Below are 24,303 nucleotides of genomic sequence, written 5' to 3'. Positions count from 1 at the left end.
CATGGACCGGACGAGACGATGGGGGCCGGAGTGACCTTCTCCACTGCTGGTGAGCGCGATTCCGACCGGGTTCGGCGTTCTCTCGCGAACATCCGCGACCTCGGTGGGCTGCCGCTCGTCTCCGGCGGAACGACCTCGCCCGGGGTTCTGATCCGCAGCGACGCGCCGTATCCGGACGACGACGATCCCGTCGGTGTGCCGTGGCCGCCGTCGACCGTGGTCGACCTGCGCGATCCGTCCGAGTCGGGTGCGGTGCGGGTGACGTGGCCGGCCGAGGTGCGGTTGGTGCACCGGCAGGTGTCCTCGGGGGCCCGCATTGACCGCCTCGCCGACACCGCGCTGACCGACATCTACACCGCCATGATGCAAACCGGCGGGGATCGGCTGACGGCGGCCCTCAACGCTTTCGACCCGGCCGGCCCGACCCTTGTCCACTGCGCGGCCGGTAAGGACCGCACGGGCGTGATCGTTGCGATCGCCGAACTCCTCGCCGGTGTCGAGGAAGCCGCGATCGTCGCCGATTATCAGCGGACCGAGCAGAACATCACCGGGGTCCTGGCGCGCCTGCAGCACCGCGACCGGGTACCGAGAGGCATGTCGCTCGATGCACCGATCCTGCGCACGCCGCGGGAGGCGATCGATCTCGTCGTCGACGCCGTGACCGGGCACCGGGGTGGCCCGTGGGGCTGGTTCGAGGCGAACGGCGGCGACGTCGGGCATTTCGAGGGCTGGGTGACGCGATTCGCGCCCGGCGCAGCACCCGGGTAGGACGATTCCGCAGTCGGCCCGTCGGGCGTCAAGGGGTGGGCGCCCGACGGGCCTGGCGGAGAAACGTCGGGGTGGTGCATTTCTCCGCGAGGCGTATGCCCGACGCTCAGCCGCGTCAAACACTCGAGATACCAATGAAGATCCAACGAATCGGAAAGCAGGTCCATATGCCCGGTCACGACGACGCACGGCCGTTCCCCGAGGACGTTGTCGCGGGAGTGCTCGCGCACATGAACGGCGACCACGCCGACGACTCGCTGGTCATCTGCAAGGCACTCGGCGAACGGCCGGATGCGATCGCTGCGGTGATGACCGGCTTCGACGACCGGGTCGCGATCTTCGACGTCACGGTCCCCGAAGGCGCCGTGGAGATGCGGTTCGAGTGGGATCGTCCCGTGAACGACCGGACCGACGTGCGGAAGGCCGTCGTGGCGATGTTCCGGGACGCGCAGGCCCGGCTCGGTATCAACCCGGCCTGATCACACCCGCTCGAAGATCGCGGTGAGCCCCTGCCCGCCGCCGATGCACATGGTCTCCAGGCCGAAACGTGCCTCACGACGGTCGAGTTCACGCAGCAGAGTCGTCAGAATCCGCACGCCCGTCGCGCCGACCGGATGACCGAGCGAGATTCCCGAACCGTTGACGTTGGTGCGCTCGAGATCGGCGTCGGTGAACTTCCACTCGCGGGTGACGGCCAGAGCCTGAGCAGCGAAGGCCTCGTTGAGTTCGATGAGGTCGATGTCGGAGAGGTCGAGGCCTGCGCGGATGAGTGCCTTGGCGGTGGACGGGACGGGGCCGATGCCCATCACCTCGGGTCCGACACCGGCGACCGCCCACGTGACCAGGCGCGCGAGGGGCTTGAGTCCGAGGCGTTCGGCGTTCGCACGCGTGGTCACCAGCGTGGCTGCGGCTCCGTCGTTCTGGCCGCTGGCGTTGCCTGCGGTGACGGTCGCGTCTGGATCGGACTTGCCCATGATCGGCCGGAGACGAGCCAGCGACTCCAGCGTGGTGTCGGCCCGGGGATGTTCGTCGCGGTCGACGATCTTGTCGTCGCCTTTGCGCTGCGGAACCGACACGGGGACGATCTCTTCCGCGAACTTGCCGCTGTCGATGGCGGCCACGGCGCGGCGATGCGATTCGGCGGCGAGCGCGTCCTGCTCCTGACGCGGGATCGAGTATTCGCGCCGAAGGTTCTCCGCGGTCTCAAGCATCCCGCCGGGAACCGGATGGTTCTTTCCGCCCGACGTGACGCGGCCACGCGCCAGGCGATCGTGCAGAGTTGCCGGCGCACCCTTGGCGCCCCACCGCATCGACTCGGTGTAATACTCTGCGCGACTCATGGATTCGACGCCACCGGCAATAACCAGGTCGGCGACCCCGGTCTGGATGCGCATCGCGGCGTCGAGAACCGCCTGCAGGCCCGAGCCGCAGCGGCGGTCGAGCTGCGATCCCGGCACGGTGATGGGGAGTCCCGCGTCGAGTGCGGCGACGCGCCCGATCGCCGGCGCCTCACCGTTCGGATAGCACTGACCGAAGATCACGTCGTCGATGCTCGACGGATCGATCTCGGTGCGTCGCAACAGCTCCGAGAGAACAGTCGCAGCCAGCTCGGTGGCGGGTACGTCGACGAACGATCCGCCGTACCGTCCCACGGGAGTGCGGAGCGGCTCACAGATGACGACGTCGTCGGCTGCGGGTGGTGGCGTGGTGACGGTCATGCGGGTGTTCCTTTGCGGTAGTCCACTTCCTGGCCGGACCATCGCTGCGCCCACTCGCGCAGTTCGACGGCCCGGATCTTGGTTCCGTTGCCGCCCAACGTGGTCGGCATCCGCTCGATGACGTGTACGGCTGCGGGCACTTTGAATGCGGCCAGGCGATCACGGCACCAGGTCTTCAACGACGAGGCGTCGAGGTCTGCGCCGTCATCGACCGGAACGACGAAGGCCACGGCCTCGGTGTAACCACCCGAACCGCTGATCCCCACGACCTTCGCGGTCTGTACGTTCTCGTGTTCGGCGAGGCGGTGCTCGATCTCGGCCGGGTCGACGAGGAAACCCCGCAGCCGCAGGACATCTCCCATGCGGCACACGTAGCGGAATCCGCCGGTGTCGAGTGCGCGTGCGAGATCGCCGCTGCGGAACCAGCCGTCCGCGGTGAACGCACGCGCGGCGGCATCCGGGTTGCCGAGATATGCGTCGACGACGTTGGGGCCGCGGAACTGCAGCTCACCCTCCTCGCCGGTGGCCAGGACACGGTCATCGAGCGGATCGACGACGCGTACCTCGATGGCGGACTCGACCGGACGGCCACCGCCGTTCCAGCGCACCGACTCCGGGTCGTCGGACGACCAGAGCAGCGCGAGGGCGAAGACCTCCGACGAGCCGAAGACGCCGGTCGTCTCGGCTTCGGCCTCGTCGCGTACCCAACGCGCGATGTCGTGGGAGCGGCCGAGGAAGTCGGCGATGCCCAGCCACCGCAACGTGGTCAAATCCGTTCGCCGGCCCTCATGCCAGGTGTCGTACAGGCGCCCGAAAAGATCGTCACCGCCGACGATGTGGGTGACACGCAGCGACTCCACCCTCTCCAGGGTGGCCGCGGCGTCGAAGACGGGCTCCATCAGGATGGCTGCGCCACCCGCGAGACCGGCCATGGCAGTGCTGAATCCGAAGACACCGGACACCGGAAGGACGCCGAGGATCACGTCGCCCTCGCGGACCCCCATGATCACGGAATCGGCATGCGCATGCCGGACCACGGCCGAATCCCGGTGTGCGGCGAGCTTCGGTGTCCCGGTCGAGCCGGAGGTCGTGAACGCGACCGCGAGCTCGCCGGTGTCTGCGGCACGGTCGCCCGCCGAAGTCCAAGCCGTCGTCGACGGGGTCGCAGGTGCGGAAACGCCGGTGGTGTCGCCGCTTCCGGCGATCCAGGCCCCGGCGCCGAGGTCGAAGTCGGCCGCCGCTGCCCGTGGAGTCAGAGGCCCGGGAACGACCGCGATCGCCGGGACGGGGTCGGCCGTCGAGCTCGCCTCGCGCAGGGTGCCGAAGACGTCGAGTCCGTGGAACTCCGCGGGGACGGCGACCACCGCCGGTCGCGCCGAGGTGAGGATGTGCATGACCTCACCGACGTTGTACCGGGTGTTGACCCCGATGACATGCGCGCCGAGAGCTGATGCGGCGAACTGCCAGACCAGCGCGTCGGACCAGTTGGGCAGGTACACCGCCAGGCACTGGCCGCGGCGGACGCCGATGCGGGACAGCTCTTCCCGCAGCTGGTCGACACGGCGGCCGAGGTCGGCTCGGGTGAGGGTGATGACCTCGCCGCCGGCGACGTCCATCGCGACCGGACTGTCGGGGGACTCGTGGACGAGATCGGCGAGCATCCCGGCGAGCGTGGGATGGGTCGTGACGGTCATGACACGGCCTCCGGGGTGCGGGTGCCGGCCGGCAGGGATCGGAGCCAGGCGTCAGCGCGGGCACCGAAGTCGGGGAGCTCTTCCATCGGGTAGTGGCCGTACCCGGCCAGCTCGGTGAACTGCGCACGCGGACCGTCGAGTTCGTTGATCTCGTCGGCGGCGCGACGGACGGCGTCGACGCTGATCCACGGGTCGTCGGCGCCGCAGATCAGATGCAGCCCACAGGTGAGGTCGGTGAGCCGGTCGCGGACGTCGTGGCTGCCCCAGCCGATGAGGTCCGACGACGAGATCTCCGGGTCCTCGCGTTTGTGCATGAGGCCGATGAGATGTGCCTGTGCGGCGGGTACCGCCCGCCCGACGGACGCGAGACTGCCGAGGTACGTGCGCTCCGCACGCGCCGGTCCGGCCACATCCTCGAGTTCGCGTCGCAGGCCGGCGATCTTGACCCGGCCAGGCCCGGTCTCGGCGGCCATCGCGACGGCCCCGGCGAGCGGATAATCGGGCCGCGTCGCCAGTTCCAGTGTGAGTTTCCCGCCGATGGAGCAGCCGATCACAAAAGGACGCTCGATGCCCAGCTGCTGCAGGACGTCGGTCAACCAGTCCGCGTAGTCGACGAGGTTGGTGATCGGGCCCGTCGGGCAGGGTTCGGAACGGCCGTGGCCCGGCAGGTCCGGCACGACGACGCGGTACCCGCAGTCGGCGATGTCCTGTGCGGCACGGCGCCATTGGACGCCGCTCTGCCCCGCGGTGTGGATGCACAGCACGGTCGGGGTGTCGCCGTTGCATTCCCGGGGGGACGTGGAACCAGCGGTGACGATCTCGACGAACGCCAGGGCGCCTTGGATCTCGAGGTAGCGTGCCTCGATCATGAGTGCACCTCCCGTGCCAATGCGCGCGCGTTCTGGATGATCGCGTGCAACGGCTTGGTCAATCTCAGGTACTCGTAACCGTTTCCGGCGGAGGAGAACTCTCCTCGGAGAGCGCGGCGCATGAAGTCGTCCGAGTCGGACAGCAGGAGATCCACCCAGGTGGCGGGGGAGGTCTCGAAGGTGAAGGTGGCACCCAGCGGGGCGCGCCGTGTGACGTCGATGACCTGTCCCTTGTAGATGCGGAGGTGCACCTCGCGCTCGCCGCACCGCAGTCCGACGGTGCCGTCCCAGGTGGAGACCGACGAGGTGAACGCGGCGTCCCGGTGCAGGCGAGCGCGCAGTAGCTCACCCCACTCGACCGAGCAGAAGTCGAGGGAGGGCACCGACTCGGGACTGGCCTCGGTACGCCATGTCTCCGTGCCGGATTCGCGAACGCGTCCGGCGTCGTCGACCAGGCGGACCTCCCGGTCGATCCCGTCGGCACCGACTCTGGTCACCACGGTGGTCGCATGGACGTGGTCGGATTCCGCGATGGGGGCGGTTGCCGACCAGGTGATGGCGACACGTTCCGCGCACGGAACCGCGTCGGTCAGATACTCGGCGACGACCATCCCGAAAGACTGTGAACGAGAGGGGATGCGGAGTCCGTGACGGTCGAGGACATCGGCGACCAGACGGGTTCGGGTGGAGGTGCGGACTCCGACGCGGAGCGAGGCGATGGCGGTGGTCATGACCCGGCCCTGCCCAGCAGCTCGTCGGAGATGATCCGCATCTGGATCTCGCTGGTGCCCTCGAAGATCTTGGTGAGACGTGCGTCGCGCCAATGTCGTTCGACCTGGAAATCGGTGGTGTAGCCGGCGCCACCATGGATCTGGACGGCCTCACTCGTCACCCGTTCGGCCATCTCGGTGGCGACGAGCTTGCACATCGACGCCTCGAGCGAGCACCGCCGGCCGGTGTCGATGTCGGTGGCGACCGAGTACATGAGTTGCCGCGCCGCCTCGATGTCTGCGGCCATCGTGGCGATCTTGAAACGCAGGTGCTGGAAGTCCGCGAGTTCGTGGCCGAACTGCTTGCGGGTGTGCATGTAGGCGATGGAGTCCTCGAGTGCGGCGCGGGCCAGGCCGATGGCACGGGCGGCGGTGTGGGCACGCCCGACCTCCAGTCCGCTGACCGCGAGGTAGAAGCCCTTGCCCTCCTCGCCGAGCATCCGGTCGGCCGGGATGCGGAAGTCGTCGAAGGACAGTTCCCAGGTGCTCCAACCGAAGTAGCCGATCTTGCGGACCTTGGTGCCGGAGATGCCCTCGGGGAACTCGCCGCGTTCCTTCTCGACGAGGAAGGCGCTGATACCGCGGTGGGGCTTGGCCGGGTCCTTGTTCGGATCGGTGCGGGCGAACAGGACCAGGTAGTCGGCCTCGTCGGCGTAGGTGCACCACATCTTGGTGCCGTTGACGACCCACTCGTCGCCGTCGCGTGTCGCCCGGCACGAGATGTTGGCGACGTCCGACCCCGCCTCCGCCTCGGAAAGTGCATACGCGCCCAGGTATTCGCCGCGCGCCACGCGGGGCAGCATCGCGGCCTCCTGCTCAGGAGTGAAACCGCCGCCCATGCCGTTGCCGCGCGCCAGCAGGCCGGACACGCTCATCCACGCACGTGAGAGTTCCTCGGCGACAAGGCAGTACTCGAAGACTCCGAGGCCGAGGCCCCCGTACTCCTCCGGGATCATGATGCCGAAGAACCCGACCTCGGCCATCGCCTTCTTGAGCGTGTCGGGAATGGTGCCCTGGACGGGGTCGAGTTCGTTGGCAACCGGCAGGACCTGCTTCATCGCGAAGTCGCGGGCGAGGTCGCGGATCGCGATGCGCTCCTCGGTCAGGTAGCGCGGGCTGTCGGTCCGGGGCTGTGACGGCCGATGGGTCATGGCCTTCTCCTAGTGAATGCGGGCCGGAGTGATCGGGTCGGCCTGATCGCTCGTTAACGGTCGTTCACCATTTGGGCACCGGGTCAGGCCCGGGTCAATGGGTTGAGCGGGGTCCGGTATCCGACGAGGTTGAGTGCGTACTGCCCGTAGTCGTCGGCGACCTGGGTTGCGGTCCGGGGGCCGTCCGGTCGGAACCACACCGGGATGCCGGCGCACATCAGCAGTACGGCCGTAACCGCCTGATGGACTCTGTCGACGTGGAAAAGTCCCTGTTCGACCGCCCTTTCGGCGATGTCGACGAACTGCTGCTCCTGGGCGTCGCGGGACCCGACCACCCGCTTGCGATCGATCTCGCCCAGATAGCGCAGCTCCGTGTTCGCGACAAGGCACTCGCGCGGTCTCTGGGCGGTGTACAGCGCATGGGCGACGACCGCCGCGCGCCACTGTTCGGCGGGATCCTTGCCGGCCCGGCGGATCGCGTTGCGGGTCGCGGTGAACTGTTCGTCGCTCGCGGTTCGCAGGATCTCGACCAGCAGATCGGACTTGTTCTCGAAATGGTTGTAGACGTTGGCGGCGCTACAACCTGCACGATTGCCGATGGTTCGCATCGTCGCACCGTGAAAACCGGCCGTGTAGAACTCGTCGAGCGCGGCGTCGAGGATGCGGTCGCGGGATGCTGCGGTCGGCGAAGGCGATCGGGTGTTCATGTGCACAGACTAGGGCGATGCGGTTTCACCAGCAATGATGAAGGCAGGCCGCTCGATTGACCTGCCTATATCTCGCGCTTATGGTGTGGATCACGTGAACGAATGTTAATGGAGGAATCATGACCACCGAGTCCGAGCTGGCGTCGCGGCTCACCCGTCTGGAAGACATCGAGGCCATCCGCACGCTCGACGCCCGGTACTGCCGCCACCTCGACGACGGCAACTGGGACGAATTGATCGCACTGTTCACCGAAGACGGGGAGTTCGACGGCTTGTCGAACCCGCGGGGCAAGGCCGAGATGCGGGCGTTCTTCGCCGGCCTGGCCGACGGTGGCCTCACCTCGTTCTGGCACTTCATCACGAACCTCGAGATCGACATCGACGGTGACATGGCGACGGCGCGATCGTTCCTCTGGCAGCCGTGCGTTCTCGACGGCGTCGCCTCGATCGCCGCGGGCCGATACACCGACACGCTGGTCAAGCAGGACGGGCACTGGTTGTACCGGGTCAAGAAGGTCCGCTTCCACTTCTTCGGACCCCTCGCCGATGGCTGGGACGAGAACCTTTTCGCCCTCGAGTCCGCCCGCGCGGCCGCCGTCAATCCGTAGAGTCGCGCCGAGGGGGCCCGATCGGGTTCCGGCATCCGGCGGACAGGGAGTGGCATGGGACGGCTGGCAGACAAGGTCGCGTTCATCACCGGCGTTGCCCGGGGGCAGGGGCGGGCGCACGCGGTGCGAATGGCCTCGGAAGGGGCGCACATCGTCGGCGTCGACGTCGCCGGACCACTGCCGGGTGTGCCCTACGACTCGGCGACCGAGGATGATCTCGCCGAGACCCGGCGACTCGTCGAAGATCTGGGCGCCAAGGCGATTCTGACCCGGTGCGACACCCGCGATCTGGACGGACTCCGCGCGGCGGTCGGCGAGGGGGTGGAAGCACTCGGCGGACTCGACGTCGTGGTCGCCAACGCGGGGATCTGTATCCCCGAGACCTGGGACGAGGTGTCCCCGGAGAGCTTTCGCGACACCATGGACATCAACGTGACCGGCGTGTGGAACACGGTTACCGCGGCGGCTCCCCACCTCATCGACCGCGGCGGGGGATCGGTCATCCTGATCAGCTCCCTGGCGGGGAAGAAGCTGCAGCCGTTCATGGTCCACTACACGACAAGCAAACACGCCCTGGTCGGGATGTCGCGCGCCTTCGCTGCGGAGTTGGGGCAGTACGACATCCGCGTCAACACCGTGCATCCGGGTGCGGTCATCACGCCGATGGGCTCGGGCCGCATGGTCGAGCGGATCGAGGAGACCAACAAGGCCAACCCGCGCCTCGCCGGTATGGGGATGACCTTCCTGAACCAGTTCGCCGCAGAGGCGGGCGAGGTCGCGAACGCGGTGGCCTTCCTCGCGTCGGACGAGTCGAAATTCATCACCGCAGAGGAGATCTCGATCGACGGCGGCGCACAGCACTTCTAGCTGCTCCCGCGACTTCTAGGTGGTGCCGCGGACCACCAGCTCGACCGGCAGACGTCGCGACTCCACGTCACGTCCCGCCGTCAGATCCAAGAGTCCACGGACCGCGGTCTGGCCGATCTCCAGGGCGGGGGAGTGGATCGTCGTGAGCGGTACGGGAAGCTGCGCGGCGATCGGGATGTCGTTGTAGCCCACGAGTGCCAAGTCCTCGGGGATTCGCAGCCCGAGGTCGCGAGCGACGCCGAGGACGCCGACGGCGATGGTGTCGGACACCGCGAAGATCGCTCTCGGCCGGTCCGGTGCGTCGAGCAGAATCCGCCCCGCCTCGGTGCCCCCGCGCACCTCGAAACTGGACGGAACGATCCGATGGTCGGGGAGCTCGATCCCCGCCGCGGCGGTCTCGGACCGGAAGCCGGCCAGCCGATCCGTCGCCGTCGTGGCGTGGGCGGGGCCGGCGATCACCGCGAGGTCGGTGTACCCGCGATCGATCAGATGGCGTGCGGCAAGCGCGCCGCCGCGCACGTCGTCGCCGCCGACGAACGGGAGCCCGGCATCGGCGTGCCGGGTCAGCGTCATCATCGGCACGTCCCCGACGCGCAGGGACGCGATGAATTCCTTGCCCGGTCGGTGCAGCCCGCTGAGCAGGAGGCCGTCGACCTGACGTCCCACGAGCAGTTCGATGGCCGCGCGCTGGGCTTCCGGGTCGTCGGGCGGGCTGGACAGCAGCACCGAGTAGCCGGCCCGCGTCGCTTCCTCCTCGATGCCCTGATAGGTGGTGGCGACCACGCCGTCGGTCAGGCGGGTCATCACGACGCCGAGCGTGGTGGTCTTGCGGGTCCGCAGACTCGCCGCCCAGAGATTGCGCTGGTAGCCCAGCTCATCGGCGACCTCGCGAACCCGCAGTGCCGACTCCGACCAGCCGTCGGCGGGTTCGGACTGTCGCAGCACCCGAGACGCCGTCGACACGTGGACACCCGCAGCTTTCGCGATCTCCTTGAGGGTCGGCGTTCGCTGACCTCCGGCCACGCTGGTCCCCCATCCTGTCGGTAGCACTGTTGACGCTGCGCGTTCGAGCACCTACGGTAGCTCATGCAAACGTTCTCGCAAACGTTCTCGCTGAACTTGTACCATCAGTTGCAGGCCCGACCCCCGGAGGTTCCGATGTCCCGACCCAGCACCCTGGCGCAGCTCTTCGCCCTGGACTCGTTGCTCGACGCCGACGAGATCGCGATCCGCGATACCGTCCGTGACTTCGCCAATGCGCGTCTGCGGCCGCATATCGGCGACTGGTTCGAGAACGCCGAGCTGCCGGCGCGGGAGATCGCCAGGGAACTGGGCCAGATCGGTGCGCTCGGCATGCACCTGGAGGGCTACGGTTGCCCGGGCATGAGCGCGACCGCCTACGGCCTGGCCTGCCTCGAACTCGAGGCCGTGGACTCCGGTATCCGCAGCCTCGTGTCGGTGCAGGGCTCGCTCGCGATGTTCTCCATCCACCATTGGGGCTCGGAGGAGCAGAAGAACGAGTGGCTGCCGCGGATGGCTGCCGGTGAGGCGATCGGTTGCTTCGGCCTGACCGAACCCGATTTCGGCTCCAACCCGTCCGGCATGCGCACCAACGCCAAGCGTGACGGCGACGACTGGCTGCTCAACGGCACCAAGATGTGGATCACCAACGGCTCGATCGCCGACGTCGCGGTCGTCTGGGCCCAGACCGACGAGGGTATCCGCGGCTTCGTCGTCCCCACCGACACGCCTGGCTTCTCCGCGCCGGAGATCCACAAGAAGATGTCGCTGCGCGCGTCGGTGACCTCCGAGCTCGTGTTCGACAACGTCCGCTTGCCCGGTTCGGCGATGCTCCCGAAGGCCCAGGGCCTGAGCGGGCCGCTGACCAGCCTCGGCGAGGCCCGCTTCGGCATCATCTTCGGTGCGATCGGCGCTGCCCGCGATTGCCTCGAGACCGCCATCGACTACTCGCAGTCGCGCGAGGTCTTCGACAAGCCGCTCGCCGGTTACCAGATCACCCAGACCAAGATCGCCGACATGGCACTCGAGGTCGGCAAGGGGCACCTGCTGGCCTACCATCTGGGTCGTCTGAAGGACCGCGGTGAGATCCGCCCGGAGCAGATCAGCACCGGCAAGCTCAACAACACCCGCGAGGCCATCAAGATCGCCCGTGAATGCCGAACCATCTTGGGCGCCAACGGCATCACGCTCGAGTACCCGGTCATCCGGCATGCCAACAACCTCGAGTCCGTCCTCACCTACGAGGGCACCTCCGAGGTCCACCAGCTCACCATCGGCCGCGCCCTCACCGGCGAAGCCGCCTTCCGGTGAGCGAGCGCGCGGCTCTCGACGGACTCGTCGTCGCCGACTTCGGCCGGGTCCTCGCCGGGCCATACGCGACGATGCTGCTGGCAGACCTGGGTGCCGAGGTCATCAAGATCGAACGACCTGGGATCGGCGACGACACCCGGTCGTGGGGTCCGCCCTGGGTGGGCGAGGCGTCGTCGTACTTCCTGTCGGTCAATCGCAACAAGCGGTCCGTGGCGATCGACCTCTCCGATCCCGCGGGACTCGAGGAGGCACGACGCCTCGTCGATCGGGCCGACGTCGTCGTCGAGAACTTCATGCCGGGCACGATGGATCGCCTCGGACTCGGTTACGACGCCGTCGCCGATCGCCGGCCGGACATCGTCTACTGCTCGGTGACAGGATTCGGCGGGAACAACCAGCTGCCCGGTTACGACCTGCTGATCCAGGCGGTCGGCGGACTGATGAGCATCACCGGTCCCGACCCGCAGACGCCGACCAAGGTGGGCGTCGCGGTCGTCGACGTCATCACGGGATTGCATGCGGCCGTGGGCATCCTGTCCGCGTTGCGGCACCGCGACCGGACCGGGCAAGGACAGCGCATCGAGGTGAACCTGTTGTCGTCGCTGATCTCGGCGCTGGCCAACCAGTCGTCGGGCTACGTGGCGGCAGGCGTGGTTCCGACAGCGATGGGCAACCGGCATCCCAGCATCGCGCCCTACGAGGTGTTCCAGACCGCGGATCGTCCGTTCGTGCTGGCCGTCGGCAACGACCGCCAGTTCGCCGGGCTGTGCGAGGTCCTCGGACGCCCGGACCTACCCGCCGACGAGCGGTATGCGACGAACAGTGCGCGGGTGGCGAATCGGGAGAAGCTGGCGGCGATCCTGAACGAGGCGCTGTCAACGGCGAGCGCGGATCACTGGTTCGACGCACTCACCGCGCGGCGGGTGCCGTGTGGCCCGCTCAACGACATCGCCGACGCCATCGCGCTGGCCGAACGTCTCGGTCTCGATCCGGTTGTGGAGATCGACGATCCGCGCCGGGACTCACCGTTCCGATCGGTGGCCAACCCGATCCGGATGAGCGTCACTCCGCCGAGGTACCGGTCGGCACCACCGCTGCTCGACGAGCACGCCACGGTGTCGGACCTGGTCTGACTCACGCCACAAAACCCACCCTTTTGCGGTCTTTCCACCCTGACAGGACGCGGGGAGGTCTTGCCGAAAAAGGCTGGGTTTGCAGGGTTTACGGCTAGGCGGTGGCCAGCTCGCGGCTCTCGGCGAGTTCGCGGTACGCGCTCACGACGGCGTCGAGCTGGGCCTGCGAATGCCTGCCGAGCCCGCATTAGGTGGAGATCCCGAAGTCGGGCAGGAACTCCGAGACGATCGCGGCACGCTTCCGCGCGACGGTCGCGGCGTGGATGGCGTCGATCGGACGGGTCACGTGTCGCGACAGCCCATTCGCGACGGTGACGATGGCCGACGCGTCGCGCGGCAGGATGTGGCGTCCCGCGCGCGCGGCGGCCTCGGCATCCGGCGGATCACCCATGAACGGCGACGCCCCGAACTTCGAGTCGCCGTAGCACAGATGGAAGGTGAGTTCGGCGCCGTCGGGGATCCACGACGCCAGGCGTGCGATCGCCGCGAAGATCGCCTCATGCCCCGCATAAGGATTGGGGAACCAGCCCTCGACGGTGACCAGCTCGGTCGGCAGATCCCACTGGACGGCGAGGTCGGTCGCCGGGATGAGGGAGAAGAGCTTCTCGACGCTCGCCTGTAGCGCACGGGTGCACGGCGTCGAGCAGACAGTTCTGCTCAGCCCGACCGAAAGGCTCAGTACGCCGAAACAGGCTGGGACGGGATGATTCCGTGATGCAACTCGGCAACATCGGGATGGGCGCGGGTGCGCGACTTCCAGGCGTTCTCACCGTAGGTGCTGAAGATCGGGTTGTCCGGATCGGTTTCGACGCCGCGCGACGCTGTCGCCAGTTCGGGCGGGAGGTCGATGATCGGGATGACCTCATCGAGCGCGGGATTGAGGAAGAACGGGATCGAGACCCGGTCGGTCCCGGGGCGGGGTGCGCGGACCCGATGCCGGGTCGCACGGAGGTAGCCCCCGGTCGCGACCTCGAGCAGTTCGCCGATGTTGACTATGAACGCGCCCTCGACGGGCGGGACCTCCACCCAGCTGCCTGCAGCTGTCTCGACCTCCAGGCCCTCGGAGCCGGGTTCGACCAGCAGCAGGGTCAGTACTCCCGAGTCCTTGTGGGCGCCGACGCCCTGGGCGCTGTCGGCGGTCCCCGGGTAGCGAACGACCTTGATCAGGGTCGCCGGCAGTTCGGCGAACGCCGCGTCGAAGAAGGATTCCGGGGCGCCGAGCGACACCGACCAGTGCCGCAGCAACCGCAACCCGACTTCCGACAGCGCAGCACCCCAATCCTCGAAGGCGGTGCGGAAGCCGGCAGGCGACGAAGGCCAGAGATTCGGTCCCTGCAGCCTCCAGTAGCCCTCTGCGCCGGGGATGACCGCGCGTTCGGGGCCGATGTCGATCTGCTCGCGCCAATCCACCTTGCCGTTGGTCAGTTCACCACCGAGCCGCGAGTACCCGCGGAACTGTGGGCTCTGGAGCTGACTGATCTCGTTCTTGGCCTCGTCGGGCAGTGCGAAGAACTCGCGTGCCAGCCGCATGACCTCGGTGAGCGACTCGCCCGGCACCCCGTGGCCGGTCAGGTAGAAGAACCCGTGGTCGTGAGCGGCTTCCCGAAGCGCAGCACGGAAGGTCGCGGGGGCGGTGTCCGCGTCGCCGAGGTCGAGGATGGGGAGCATGGTGCAGAGCCTGCCAGAGCGTCGTACGCGGGAGGAACGTCGTTCAGGGACCGTGAAACCCCGTTCATGAGGTTTGCAGGCGCTACGTTGGTATTCGGGTCTGGGGCAGTGCGGCGGTGTCGACCCGGGCTCGCTACGTGGTCGGCCGCCTCGAGAGGAGTTCGATCGTGACCGAAGCGACCGACAATGTTCATCTCCGCATCGCGGAGCTGGCACGAGGGCTGCACGGCGACGAAGCCGACGACGAACAGGTGGCCAAGACGATCGTGGCCGGTGCGGTGGCCGAGATCCCCGGAGCCCAGTACGCCGGACTCACGGTCGCCACCGACCGGCGCTCCATCGAATCGTTCGGGGCAACCCACGAGATCGCGGAGATCCACGACCGGATCCAGGCCGATGTCGGAGAGGGGCCCTGCCTGTCGGCAGCCCTGCACGACCGGGTGGTCCGCGTCGACGATCTCCAGAACGACGAGCGGTGGCCGAAATACCGGAGCCGGGCGATGGGCGAGGTGCCGATCCGATCCGTGTTGTCGTTCCAGCTCTTCGCCAATCGCAACAAGATCGGGGCGCTCAACCTCTTCGCGGACGAACCGAATGTCTTCGACCTGCACGCCGAGGACATCGGCGTCGTGTACGCGACCCATGCCGCGCTGGCCTGGAACACCATCAAGAAGGACCAGCAGTTCAACAGCGCTCTGGCCAATCGTGACGTGATCGGGCAGGCGAAGGGCATCCTGATGGAGCGTTTCGACATCGATGCGCTGGCAGCGTTCGATCTCCTGAAGAAGCTGTCCCAGGAGTCGAACACCAAACTGGTGGAGATAGCACGGCAGATCACCCTCAAGAGGTGACCTGCCGGCGCGCTGCGTCGAGTTCTACTCGGAGACCGCGAACTCTGTTGTGCTGGGGCCGATCTCGCCTTCGGTGAGCGTGCGGCCGGCCTCGTCGACGGTCTCGAAGACGCGAACCCGGCCGGCCATCCCGCAGAGTTCGAGGGGGCGGCTGACAGTTCGTTCGCCGACCAGGACGACTGGAGTAGAGCGCTTCGCGGCATCGTCGACGAAGGTCTGCAGCAGTACGAGTCCGACCGTGCCGAAGAAGTTGACCGCGGAGAAGTCCAGGACGACGCCGTGGATACGATCGCGCGCGACGCGATCGAGCGCAGCAGCGAAGTCCGCCGCCGTCTCGCGGTCGACGCTGCCGGAAAAGCGCTGTACACAATACGATTTCGCGCAATCGAAACGTCGCGGTGACGTGCGCTCAGGGGAGCCGGTGCCGACGTCGAACGCCGAACGGAAAACGGTGGATGTGGTGAGCGGCATGAGGTGGTCTCATCTCAGTGGAAGCGTTTGCAGGGGCGATCTGTTGTGGACCGAACCCGGCGAGTGCCCGCTGGTGTTCGAGCGGAACCCAAGTTCACGATCGTCCTGAACGGAGATAAGCCGTGATGTCGCGTGAGTCGAGGGACCTTGGGTGCCCACTCGCTCTTTAGTGCGCGGCTCCGACCTGAACCGCACCCCTACCCTACGGGTCCTTCGGATGCCGAACAAGACCGACTCGGGTCACGGTAGAAAGTCGTCAAGAAATCCCGCATTGTGAGACGCCGAAAGTGGACGTGTGGCGAAGAACATGATTGTCTAGTACCTGATGCGCGTCGAGTCGCGTGCGCGGCATCAATCCATGCTAGATGGGGCAGCAGTCAGCCCATCGGTCGCAAGATCTGAACGTCTGGGTGGTGACAAATGGCGACACAACGCGCCGAGCACGACGATTACAGCGACGTCCTCCCGATACTGCGAGAGATTCGCAGTGAACGCGACGACGACCTACGTGCCAAGAAACGCGACGAAGTGATCGAGCGGTGCCTACCGCTCGCGGATCACGTCGCACGCCGGTTCTCCGATCGTGGTGAACCGGTTGATGATCTGCGCCAGGTTGCGCGGATCGGTCTCATGCATGCGGTCGACAGATTCGATGTCGATCGTGGCAACAATTTCCTCGCTTTTGCCGTCCCGACGGTCATGGGCGAGGTCAAGAGGTATTTCCGTGACAGCACGTGGTCGATCAGAGTGCCACGTCGTGCGCAGGAGGCCTCGCTCAACATCGCGAAGGCCAGCGAGGAACTCCTGCAGTCCCTCGGACGGTCGCCGCGGCCGAGCGAGATCGCCGAGCACCTCGGACTACCGGTCGGCGAGGTCATCGAAGGGATGGTCGCGCGGTCCGCATACACCGCGAGTTCCATTGACGCCGAAGCTGGTTCGTCCACGGACGGCTGGACTCTCGCGGACACGCTGGGCGACGAAGACGAGCGCCTGGACATAGTCGAGGAGTTCGTCACGCTACAGCCGGCGCTTGCTCGACTCACCGAACGCGAACGAACGATCCTCACCCTGCGGTTCTTCCGTTCGATGTCCCAGAGTGAGATCGCTCGCCAGATCGGGATCTCCCAGATGCACGTGTCGCGGCTCCTCACCCGGATGCTCGAAACTCTGCGTGAAGAGGTCGCCGACGACGAGGAGTACGAGGAGCCGCTGCTCAAGCACGCGTGAGACGCTGCCGGGCCACGTATGCGGTCACCGAGGGCCCATGCCGGGAGCACCTGGCATGGGCCCTCGATCCCGCTCAGGGCTTCAGGATGACCTTCACCATGCCGTCGGCCTTGCGCTGGAACTTGTCGTACGCCTCCGGCGCCTGATCGAGCGGTAGTTCGTGAGTGGCAAAGGTGTCCACTCCGAGCGGGTCGGCGTCGGTGAGCAGCGGGAGGATGTCGTCGGCCCACCGCTTCACGTTGGCCTGTCCCATGTGCAGCCGGATCTGCTTGTCGAACATGGTCAGCAGCGGCAGCGGGTCGGCCATACCGCCGTACACGCCCGACAGTGAGATCGTCCCGCCGCGTTTGACGATGTCGATTGCGGAGTAGAGGGCGCCGAGCCGGTCGACTCCCGCCTCCGACATGGCCTTGCGGGCAATCGGATCGGGGAGCAGCCCGACGACGGTCTGCATCGCCTTGTTCAGGGGTGACCCGTGGGCCTCCATGCCGACGGCGTCGATGACGGAGTCGGTGCCGAGGCCGCCGGTGAGGTCGCGGATCGCCTCTCCGACGTCGTCGACCTCGTCGAAGTTCACCGTCTCGATGCCGCGACCCTGTGCGCGCCGGATGCGTTCTGGCACACGGTCGACGCCGATGACCCGAGCTCCCTTGTGGGAGGCGATGCGCGCGGCCATGTCGCCGATCGGGCCGAGTCCGAGAACGGTGACCGTTCCGCCGCTGGGGATCTCGGCGTACTCGACCGCCTGCCAGGCCGTCGGTAGGACGTCGGACAGATACACGTATCGTGAGTCCGGATTCTCGGGCGGGACCTTGATGTGGGTGAATTGTGCCTGCGGCACACGGAGATACTCTGCCTGGCCCCCCGGCACCGAACCGTAGAGCTGCGAGTAGCCGAAGAGCGCCGCGCCCATGCCCTGTTCTTTCACGCGGGTCGTCGAACACTGGGTCATGAGTCCGTCGTTGCAGAATTGACATGCGCCGCACGAGATCTGGAACGGGATGACGACGCGGTCCCCGACCCGGAGGTCGCCGGTGTCCGAACCGACCTCCTCGACGATACCCATCGGCTCATGGCCGAGGATGTCGCCGGCGTTCATGAACGGGCCGAGTACTTCGTAGAGGTGTAGATCGGAACCGCAGATGTTGGTCGAAGTGACCTTGATGATGGCGTCCGTGGGTTCGATGATCTTGGGGTCGGGCACGGTCTCCACCGAGACATTGCGTTTTCCCTGCCAGGTCACTGCGCGCATTTCAGGCCTTTCCGTCGTGGTGTCGGTCTGCGGAGCGTTCGTCACGCGCTCGTTCGTGCTTGCCGGTGTGGTCGACCGGGAAGCCGTGGTAGCGCTCCTCGTACCGCTCGGCTTCCTCTGCGGTCGTCTCCGGCTGGATCGGATCCTGATGTGCGCGTTCGCCGTCGCGACCCGCACGTCGGCGTAGGAGCACTCGGCTGCCGACTAGGAGGCCGACGGCGAAAATGCCGGCGATGACTGCGCCGAGAGCGAGCCACACGGTCGCGTCCCGGTCGCTCGCCCCGGCCGCGATCGCGGTGCCGCCGAGCACCAACATGAGTCCGAGGCAGGCGAACCCGAGAAGGCCGATGGCCTTCAGGCCGCGTGACTTCCGTGCCGGTCGGCGTGCGATTGCTTCACGCGAGGCGACCTCGCGTTCCGGTGTGAGATCTGGCATAGCCGCCCCTTCGCCAGGTGGTGTGAACTCGGTTGGGATGCCGATCGGGTACCGCAGAGGCGTCCGCCTGAAACGTCAGACCCGTCCGCACCCGGCGTCGTTGCAGCTGAGAGCGCTGCAACGTAGCTGTTGGCGGTGTCGATCCGGAAGGTGCTCTGCTAACGTTGCGAGTCGTGCTGTTGGCGCATGGGGGAGTCGTGCAAATGGAAATACGCAGTTTGGACGACGTCAGCGTGGGGCATTCATGAGCGGTCCGATAAGAATCCACTCAAGACGACGTGCGAAGAAGACTCATTTGATGACCGACTCTGACGCCACATCCCAGCTGTCGATCGATGGCAGTCTGCCGACGGTCCTGCGGGTCCCGGCAGCCACCGACCGCCTTGCGTTGGTGCGTGCTCTGGTGGAGACGGCTCTGTACATCGACGACTGGTCGCTCGACGACGTGATCGACGCAAAGGTCGCGGTGGACGAGATCTGCTCGCAGATGATCTCCGCGGCCGCCGAGGAATCTTCCCTGGAGATAGTCCTGCACCTCGCCTCCAACGGGGTGGTCGGGGAGGTCCGGGGTGAACTCGTGAACGACGTCGAACTGGACGAGTCGACCTTTGGATGGCGCATCGTCCAGACCGTCACCGACACGCATTCCATCAGGTACGCCGACGCTGCGCCCGGAGAGGACGCCCGGAGGGTGACCATCGGATTCTCGAAGTTCCGGGAGTAGCCGCGATCGTCAGCCGGGTAGCGCCTCCGTAGCTGTCCGGCGCCAGTCGTCAGCGGTGTCGTCGTAGCGGATGAGGCCCATCTGCGCGAAGCCGTCCAGCCATCCCTCCATTGGCCATGAGCCCCACCGCCGGTGGAACGTCCGCGCATTGCGGAGGATGTCCTCGAGATGCTCGACGGGGGGATTCGACACCGGGTGATACTGGTGATACGCATCGGCGGCGCCGACCCAGGCGATCCGAAACCCGTTGCGCGCGGCGCACATCGCGAAGTCGGTGTCCTCGCCGCCGTAGCCGCGGTAACCGGTGTGGAATCCCCCGATCTCGAGCCAGTCGGAGACGTGAACCGCGAAGGACAGAGACCAGAACAGCGTCATCGCCGACGACAGTTGCGTCTGGCACGGACCCGGAGCGGGTCGTGCCGGATGGGGATCGAGAAAGCGGTGAAGTTCGCGCGGATCGAAGGTCGGCTGGTCATGCGGCAGGTAGGTCACGGGCCCGCAGTAGAGGAGTCGCAGTTCCGGTGTCGCGGCACAGGAACGGAGATAGCGTTCGATCATGACCGGTCCGGGGATGCAGTCGACGTCCAGGAACACCAGCAGTGTCGCGCCGGCCTCGATCGCGGTGCGGGCACCGGTGTTTCGGGCGTGGGCGAGCGGCAGCGTGCTGGGCTCGTCGCCGATGTGGACCACCCGCATCGGATGCCCCGGTGGCGCCGATTCCGTGACGACGGTGTCGACGCCGGGGTCGTTCATGGCGACGATGACGTGGACGGCGGGACGCACCGTCGAGTACTCGAATGCCTCGAGCTGACGGCGCAGATGCCGGTGGCGTCCCGACACGATGGTGATCACCGCGACGGTTTCGGAGCCGGGGCCGTCGGAGATGCCGTGATCGGAGGCCGGTCCGGTCGTCATCGGGCCACCGCTGCGACAACGCGGGCCGCGCGCTCGGCGGCGCCGGCGGTCTGCCATCGCGACCACATCGGTGCCGAGTCATCGACCGACTCCACGATGGCCCGCCAACGGTCGACGTCGGGCCACGTCGAGGCGACGAGCGCGAGCTCGGACCTCGCGAGGGTGTTCGCGGTGGCTCGCTGTTCGGCGAACGGACGATCCTCCGGCATCACGACCGCGGGGCGTCCGGCCGTGGCGGCATCCGCCACACTTCCCTGGCCTGCACCGATGACGGCGAGGCGGGCGCTGCACAGGAACGGCCACGGGTCTTCGACCCAGGTTCCGAAGGCCGGTCCGAGACCGACCACCTTCAGGTCGGGGAGTGCCTCGGCCAGGCCGGTTGCGGGATGCGATGTTCCCGGATCGCCGCCTGCGCCGGTGAGGACCAGGACGTCGGCGGCGAAGGTCGGATGGCAGACCTGCGGGCGTCCGTCGAATCGGGAGATCCCACCGGTGAAGACGGTCTTGGGGAGGTGCTCGGTCAGCCAGTCCGGCCGATACAGGTCGCCGGGCCAGGGCGCGATGATCGCGTCGGCGGCGCGGTAGGCGAGCTGGTGGGGTAGATCGTCACGCGCACCGGGCATCGCCATGACCACGACGGGCACACCCAGTAGCCGGAGGAACAGGGTGACCTCGACCGACACGTCGACGACCATCGCATCCGGCCGACGGGTCCCGACGAAGTCCGCAATCCGGGCCATCCGGTTGCGCAGCCCCGCGTCACGGCTGGGTGCCCAGTGCAGCAGTCCGCCCGCGTCGACGTCGGTGGGGGCGGGATCGGCGTCGTCCCGGTCGAGGGTGATCACCTCGCTGAAGGCGGGGTCGGTCAGTTCGGCGCTGGTCAGCGCGACGACGTCGGTCTGCAGGTGAGCGGCGATCGCGGCGGACCGGGAACAGTGTCCGCGGCCTTGGTGGTGGACGTAGTAGCCGATCATGCCGGGCACGCCTCCGCAGTCGCCGGGGTGTTCCGGCGTTCCCGGTCGTCCACCATCTCGGTGTAGATGCCGGTGTACCGGTCGATCATCGCGGTGTCGGAGCAGTGCTCCTCGGCGCGTCGGCGTACCTCGCGCCGGTCGAGGGTGAACGCCTTCTCGGCGGCCTCGGCGAGTGCGTCGACGTCGTCGCCCGGAACGAGCACGCCGGCGGTGTCGCCGACGATCTCGGGGATGCCGCCGCGGGCGAATCCGGCCACCGGTGTTCCGCAGGCGAGGGATTCGGCGACGACGAGCCCGTACGGTTCGTTCCACACCGGCGTCACGAGGGCGGCGCCGGCGGAACCGACCAGCCGGGCGAGTTCGTTCTGGTGAAGATGACCCTCGTAGCGGACGCGGTCACCGAGGAACGGGGCGACGCGGTCGCGGAAGTAATGTTCGTCGCTGATCGGTCCGGCGAGCCGCAATCGGCGGCCGGTGATGCGGGCGGCCTCGATCGCGAGATGGGCGCCCTTCTCGGGGACGAACCGGCCGAACCACACCAGGTCGTCTCCGCCGGTGCCGATCGGCCAGTGGTCCAGCTGGACACCGTTGTGCACCACCGGTATCGAGCCGAGAACATGCGACCACGCCTGTGCGGTGTGCCGGCTGACCGCGACGCACCGGGTCTCCGGTGCCAGTGCCAGCGCCGACTCGAGCCAGGGCGTGGGTGGGGTGTGCAGCGTGGTGACCATCGGCGTCTCCACCGATGGGCCCATCGCGACCGGCAGATGATGCAGGCTGTGATTGTGGATCACGTCGAAGTCGCCGGGGTTCCGGGTGAACGAGAGCATCAGCGACAGGTAGGCGTGGTGGTCTTGCAGCACCTCGATCGGCGGCATCGACACATCCGAACGAGCGGCGGCCGACGGCTCGAACAGCTCGGCGCGCAGGCGATCCGAGTCAACCGGCAGGTCGCTTCCGGCGCCGGCGAACAACGTGACCTCGTGGCCGGCCACGGTCAGCGCCCGGGTCAGGTGCCAGACATGGGCCTCGAGGCCGCCGGCGAACGGCTGCGCTATCGGGAATCTGCTGGACGCGACGACTGCGATTCGCAGCGGCTCACGCATCCAGCACTCGCGTGTAGAGGCCGGCGTGCGCCTGGGCGATCGTCGACCGTTGCGTGCGGCGGTCGCGCCACATCGCCGGTGCCGGTCGAGCGGAATATGCCTGGGAGAGTGCGGCAACCAGTGACTCCGGATCGAATCGGTCTTCGGCGAAGTCATAGGTGAAGCACTCCTGCTGCTGGTCATAGAACCCGCAGCTCGGCGCAATCACCGAGGTGCCGAGGTCGTGGCAGGCCTCCAGCCAGCCCGAGTGGGTTCCGAACCGGTAGGGCAGGACCGATGTCGAGATGTTGGCGAGGTAGTCCCACAGCTGATCGTCGGTGTAGTACTCGTGTACCAGAACCCGGGCGTACGGGTGGCGCGACAACGCGAGAGCTGTGGTGCCGAAGTCCGGGTTGTACCAGTGATTCCCGGGGACGAAGACCTCGTCGTGGAGGTTGATCTGGATCGTCATGTCCGGGTAGTCGGATGCTGCCTCCAGCAGCGTCATGATGACGGGGAGCGGGTCCATGTTGGCGCGCAAGCTCTTGGCGTGCACACCCACGATGAACTCGTCGGTCTGTGTCTCCCGCGGGACGAACCGGGCAGGCGGAACGACATGCGGATGCGGGAGCACGGTGGCGGACCGGGCCCAGCGCTGCGCGATCTGTTCGGCCGCACCCGGGGTCAGGGTGATGACCTCGTCGGCGGCCGGGACGAGGAGGTCGAGGACCTCTTCGTGGGCGCCGGGTTCCGGATGGTGCGGGTTGCGGAGGTCGTGCAGCGTGTAGACCAGCGGCTTGTTGTGCCGGTCGAGCTCGGTGAGTATGTCGGCCATCACCGACGGTTCGACGGCGTCGAAGCCGAAGTGGATGTGGAACACGTCGAATTCGTTGTGGTGCTCGGCAATCCACCGCGGATCCAGCATCAGCGGCGGCCACCAGCGACCGGGGACCTCAGCGCCGCCCGCGGGCACCGGATCGGGAAGTCGGGTCACCGACACGGAACCGGTGTCGAGAACGCTGACCGATCCGTTCACCGGTGAGAGGTGCCTCACGTAGACGTGCGACTGAGGGACGGAAGCCACCCGGATGTGTGCGGTACTCGTTCGCGTCGTCCGTGAGCTGTCCACCATCTCGAGGGTTGCCGCACCGCCGAGTTCCCCGCCAAGCCGTCCGTTCACTGTTCCATCCGTTCACTTTGTGACATGAACGGCTGTGTGCTCAACCGGGTCTGCTGGATGCGGCGTACACGCCGCAGAACTGCCGCAAATGGGCACGTCGTGTGCAGATACCCCGGTTGGGGGGTCGTGAAACCACGACGCGCCGCGCGGAACTCAGTTCTCGTTCTGGTGAGCGTTCAGGAGCAGGTGGTCGAAGGATTGGCGCACGGGATCGGGTAGCACCACGTACCTGTGCACGCCCGACACGATGTTCTTGGCCAGCTCGTTGACCTTGACGTTGGCAGTCTGGGACCGCCAGCGCATCACCTCGAAGGCGCGTTCAGGACTGACTCCGTAGGCCATCGAGATCATGCCCTTGGCCTGCTCGATCACACCTTGGTTCTCGCGGAACCGCGCGACGTGCTCGTCGACCTGGAATTTGACCGTCTCTTCGTCGTAACCGGTCAGATCGAGGTAGAAGCCCTCGGCGCCGATCGGTTGGCCGTTGTCGTCGATGATCTGCTGTGAGACCACGGCGACATGATGGACCGTGCCGGAGAGGTCGATGATGCGGTGGCGGCTGGAGAACGGCGTGCGTCGGCTCAGCATCGTCGCGACCATCTCGTCGAACGCATGGCGGTCGTCGGGGTGTTTGTGCCCGGCCAGCAGTTCGGTCGTCGGGGTGACCTCGCCCGGCTCGTAACCGTGCATCTCCGCAACCTCGTCGGACCACCACCATTCCTCGGTGTCGAAGAGGAACCGGAAGCTGCCGACATGCCGTATGCGGGAATCATCGGCAGAAATGTTGTCGATCTTTGGCACGGTCACCCCTAGGACTTCAATAAAAGGCACGCGAAAACAGCACGCCGACGGTCTCGGGCGAAATATGAGCTTACCTGGGATCCGCTGGACGCGAGAAGCGACC

At 67.1% G+C, this 24,303-nt stretch carries 25 protein-coding genes and 1 pseudogene; 9 read left to right on the top strand and 17 right to left on the bottom strand.

The annotated features are described in order from the left end of the window. Window positions 1–18: 18 nt before the first annotated feature. Window positions 19–768 carry a tyrosine-protein phosphatase gene (locus tag GKZ92_RS20125; protein ID WP_006359845.1) on the top strand — a complete coding sequence of 250 codons (750 nt, stop codon included), beginning with the start codon at window positions 19–21 and terminating at the stop codon, window positions 766–768. 134 nt (window positions 769–902) lie between these two features. Then, window positions 903–1,247, top strand: a complete 345-nt coding sequence (locus tag GKZ92_RS20120) for a DUF2470 domain-containing protein (protein ID WP_230461847.1) — start codon at window positions 903–905, stop codon at window positions 1,245–1,247. Here the strand turns inward: GKZ92_RS20120 and GKZ92_RS20115 are convergent, their stop codons facing one another. From GKZ92_RS20115 to GKZ92_RS20090, 6 genes are all read right to left on the bottom strand, one after another. After that, window positions 1,248–2,486, bottom strand: coding sequence for an acetyl-CoA C-acetyltransferase (locus tag GKZ92_RS20115; RefSeq protein ID WP_035752876.1), 1,239 nt, complete (start codon window positions 2,484–2,486; stop codon window positions 1,248–1,250). Beyond that, window positions 2,483–4,180, bottom strand: a complete 1,698-nt coding sequence (locus GKZ92_RS20110; protein WP_006359842.1) for an AMP-binding protein — start codon at window positions 4,178–4,180, stop codon at window positions 2,483–2,485. Before GKZ92_RS20110 ends, GKZ92_RS20115 begins: the two co-directional genes overlap by 4 nt. After that, the gene (locus tag GKZ92_RS20105; protein ID WP_006359841.1) at window positions 4,177–5,049 is read right to left on the bottom strand and encodes an alpha/beta fold hydrolase; all 873 of its coding nucleotides are present in this window, start codon (window positions 5,047–5,049) and stop codon (window positions 4,177–4,179) included. Before GKZ92_RS20105 ends, GKZ92_RS20110 begins: the two co-directional genes overlap by 4 nt. Beyond that, window positions 5,046–5,780 carry a hypothetical protein gene (locus GKZ92_RS20100; RefSeq protein ID WP_006359840.1) on the bottom strand — a complete coding sequence of 245 codons (735 nt, stop codon included), beginning with the start codon at window positions 5,778–5,780 and terminating at the stop codon, window positions 5,046–5,048. Before GKZ92_RS20100 ends, GKZ92_RS20105 begins: the two co-directional genes overlap by 4 nt. Then, entirely contained in the window at window positions 5,777–6,970 is a 1,194-nt protein-coding gene (locus GKZ92_RS20095; RefSeq protein ID WP_006359839.1) for an acyl-CoA dehydrogenase family protein, read from the bottom strand. The genes GKZ92_RS20100 and GKZ92_RS20095 overlap by 4 nt, the downstream gene beginning before the upstream one ends. Window positions 6,971–7,053: 83 nt before the next feature. Then, complete coding sequence (locus GKZ92_RS20090; protein ID WP_035752851.1) at window positions 7,054–7,677, bottom strand: TetR/AcrR family transcriptional regulator; 624 nt, start codon at window positions 7,675–7,677, stop codon at window positions 7,054–7,056. Between the two features lie 119 nt (window positions 7,678–7,796). Between GKZ92_RS20090 and GKZ92_RS20085 the strand changes: the two genes are divergently transcribed. Continuing rightward, window positions 7,797–8,285, top strand: a complete 489-nt coding sequence (locus GKZ92_RS20085) for a nuclear transport factor 2 family protein (protein WP_006359837.1) — start codon at window positions 7,797–7,799, stop codon at window positions 8,283–8,285. 54 nt (window positions 8,286–8,339) lie between these two features. Next, window positions 8,340–9,152, top strand: coding sequence for a mycofactocin-coupled SDR family oxidoreductase (locus tag GKZ92_RS20080; RefSeq protein WP_006359836.1), 813 nt, complete (start codon window positions 8,340–8,342; stop codon window positions 9,150–9,152). 15 nt (window positions 9,153–9,167) lie between these two features. Here the strand turns inward: GKZ92_RS20080 and GKZ92_RS20075 are convergent, their stop codons facing one another. Then, a complete protein-coding gene (locus tag GKZ92_RS20075) occupies window positions 9,168–10,175 on the bottom strand; it encodes a LacI family DNA-binding transcriptional regulator (protein WP_042375221.1) in 1,008 nt (335 codons plus the stop codon). 135 nt (window positions 10,176–10,310) lie between these two features. On the opposite strand from GKZ92_RS20075, the gene GKZ92_RS20070 reads away from it, so the two are divergent. After that, window positions 10,311–11,483, top strand: coding sequence for an acyl-CoA dehydrogenase family protein (locus GKZ92_RS20070; protein ID WP_006358185.1), 1,173 nt, complete (start codon window positions 10,311–10,313; stop codon window positions 11,481–11,483). Further along, window positions 11,480–12,616 (top strand): CaiB/BaiF CoA transferase family protein, encoded by a 1,137-nt coding sequence (locus tag GKZ92_RS20065; protein ID WP_006358184.1) that lies wholly within the window; start codon window positions 11,480–11,482, stop codon window positions 12,614–12,616. The genes GKZ92_RS20070 and GKZ92_RS20065 overlap by 4 nt, the downstream gene beginning before the upstream one ends. A gap of 94 nt (window positions 12,617–12,710) precedes the next feature. Here GKZ92_RS20065 and GKZ92_RS20060 read toward each other — a convergent pair. Together GKZ92_RS20060 and GKZ92_RS20055 are read right to left on the bottom strand one after the other, a co-directional pair. Next, window positions 12,711–13,244, bottom strand: a pseudogene (locus GKZ92_RS20060) (hypothetical protein); the annotation flags it as partial. A gap of 47 nt (window positions 13,245–13,291) precedes the next feature. Continuing rightward, window positions 13,292–14,284, bottom strand: a complete 993-nt coding sequence (locus GKZ92_RS20055; protein WP_006358182.1) for an isopenicillin N synthase family dioxygenase — start codon at window positions 14,282–14,284, stop codon at window positions 13,292–13,294. Window positions 14,285–14,451: 167 nt separating this feature from the next. Between GKZ92_RS20055 and GKZ92_RS20050 the strand changes: the two genes are divergently transcribed. Next, entirely contained in the window at window positions 14,452–15,135 is a 684-nt protein-coding gene (locus GKZ92_RS20050; protein WP_006358181.1) for a GAF and ANTAR domain-containing protein, read from the top strand. Between the two features lie 24 nt (window positions 15,136–15,159). Here the strand turns inward: GKZ92_RS20050 and GKZ92_RS20045 are convergent, their stop codons facing one another. Then, the gene (locus GKZ92_RS20045) at window positions 15,160–15,606 is read right to left on the bottom strand and encodes an STAS domain-containing protein (RefSeq protein ID WP_006358180.1); all 447 of its coding nucleotides are present in this window, start codon (window positions 15,604–15,606) and stop codon (window positions 15,160–15,162) included. A 420-nt stretch (window positions 15,607–16,026) separates the two neighbouring features. On the opposite strand from GKZ92_RS20045, the gene GKZ92_RS20040 reads away from it, so the two are divergent. Then, window positions 16,027–16,833, top strand: a complete 807-nt coding sequence (locus GKZ92_RS20040) for a SigB/SigF/SigG family RNA polymerase sigma factor (protein WP_155225539.1) — start codon at window positions 16,027–16,029, stop codon at window positions 16,831–16,833. Between the two features lie 73 nt (window positions 16,834–16,906). On the opposite strand, the gene GKZ92_RS20035 is transcribed toward GKZ92_RS20040, so the two are convergent. Together GKZ92_RS20035 and GKZ92_RS20030 are read right to left on the bottom strand one after the other, a co-directional pair. Beyond that, on the bottom strand, window positions 16,907–18,085 hold the full coding sequence (locus GKZ92_RS20035; protein WP_006358178.1) for a zinc-dependent alcohol dehydrogenase: 1,179 nt from the start codon (window positions 18,083–18,085) through the stop codon (window positions 16,907–16,909). Between the two features lies 1 nt (window position 18,086). Then, a complete protein-coding gene (locus tag GKZ92_RS20030) occupies window positions 18,087–18,521 on the bottom strand; it encodes a hypothetical protein (protein WP_006358177.1) in 435 nt (144 codons plus the stop codon). 298 nt (window positions 18,522–18,819) lie between these two features. Here GKZ92_RS20030 and GKZ92_RS20025 point away from each other — a divergent pair, with 298 nt between their 5' ends. Next, on the top strand, window positions 18,820–19,245 hold the full coding sequence (locus GKZ92_RS20025; protein ID WP_006358176.1) for an anti-sigma factor: 426 nt from the start codon (window positions 18,820–18,822) through the stop codon (window positions 19,243–19,245). 9 nt (window positions 19,246–19,254) lie between these two features. Here the strand turns inward: GKZ92_RS20025 and GKZ92_RS20020 are convergent, their stop codons facing one another. From GKZ92_RS20020 to GKZ92_RS20000, 5 genes are all read right to left on the bottom strand, one after another. Continuing rightward, the gene (locus GKZ92_RS20020; RefSeq protein ID WP_042375273.1) at window positions 19,255–20,160 is read right to left on the bottom strand and encodes a glycosyltransferase family 2 protein; all 906 of its coding nucleotides are present in this window, start codon (window positions 20,158–20,160) and stop codon (window positions 19,255–19,257) included. Continuing rightward, window positions 20,157–21,134, bottom strand: coding sequence for a hypothetical protein (locus GKZ92_RS20015; RefSeq protein WP_006358174.1), 978 nt, complete (start codon window positions 21,132–21,134; stop codon window positions 20,157–20,159). Before GKZ92_RS20015 ends, GKZ92_RS20020 begins: the two co-directional genes overlap by 4 nt. After that, a complete protein-coding gene (locus GKZ92_RS20010; RefSeq protein ID WP_006358173.1) occupies window positions 21,131–22,240 on the bottom strand; it encodes a glycosyltransferase family 4 protein in 1,110 nt (369 codons plus the stop codon). The genes GKZ92_RS20015 and GKZ92_RS20010 overlap by 4 nt, the downstream gene beginning before the upstream one ends. Continuing rightward, on the bottom strand, window positions 22,233–23,399 hold the full coding sequence (locus GKZ92_RS20005) for a glycosyltransferase (RefSeq protein ID WP_006358172.1): 1,167 nt from the start codon (window positions 23,397–23,399) through the stop codon (window positions 22,233–22,235). Before GKZ92_RS20005 ends, GKZ92_RS20010 begins: the two co-directional genes overlap by 8 nt. A gap of 153 nt (window positions 23,400–23,552) precedes the next feature. Then, window positions 23,553–24,200 carry a PAS and ANTAR domain-containing protein gene (locus GKZ92_RS20000; RefSeq protein ID WP_006358171.1) on the bottom strand — a complete coding sequence of 216 codons (648 nt, stop codon included), beginning with the start codon at window positions 24,198–24,200 and terminating at the stop codon, window positions 23,553–23,555. Window positions 24,201–24,303: the final 103 nt, after the last annotated feature.

Source organism: Gordonia sp. 135 (assembly GCF_009720185.1).
Classification (GTDB): domain Bacteria; phylum Actinomycetota; class Actinomycetes; order Mycobacteriales; family Mycobacteriaceae; genus Gordonia; species Gordonia alkanivorans.
The sequence above is the reverse complement of the archived record's forward strand: the minus strand, read 5'-3'. Positions and strand labels throughout refer to the sequence as shown.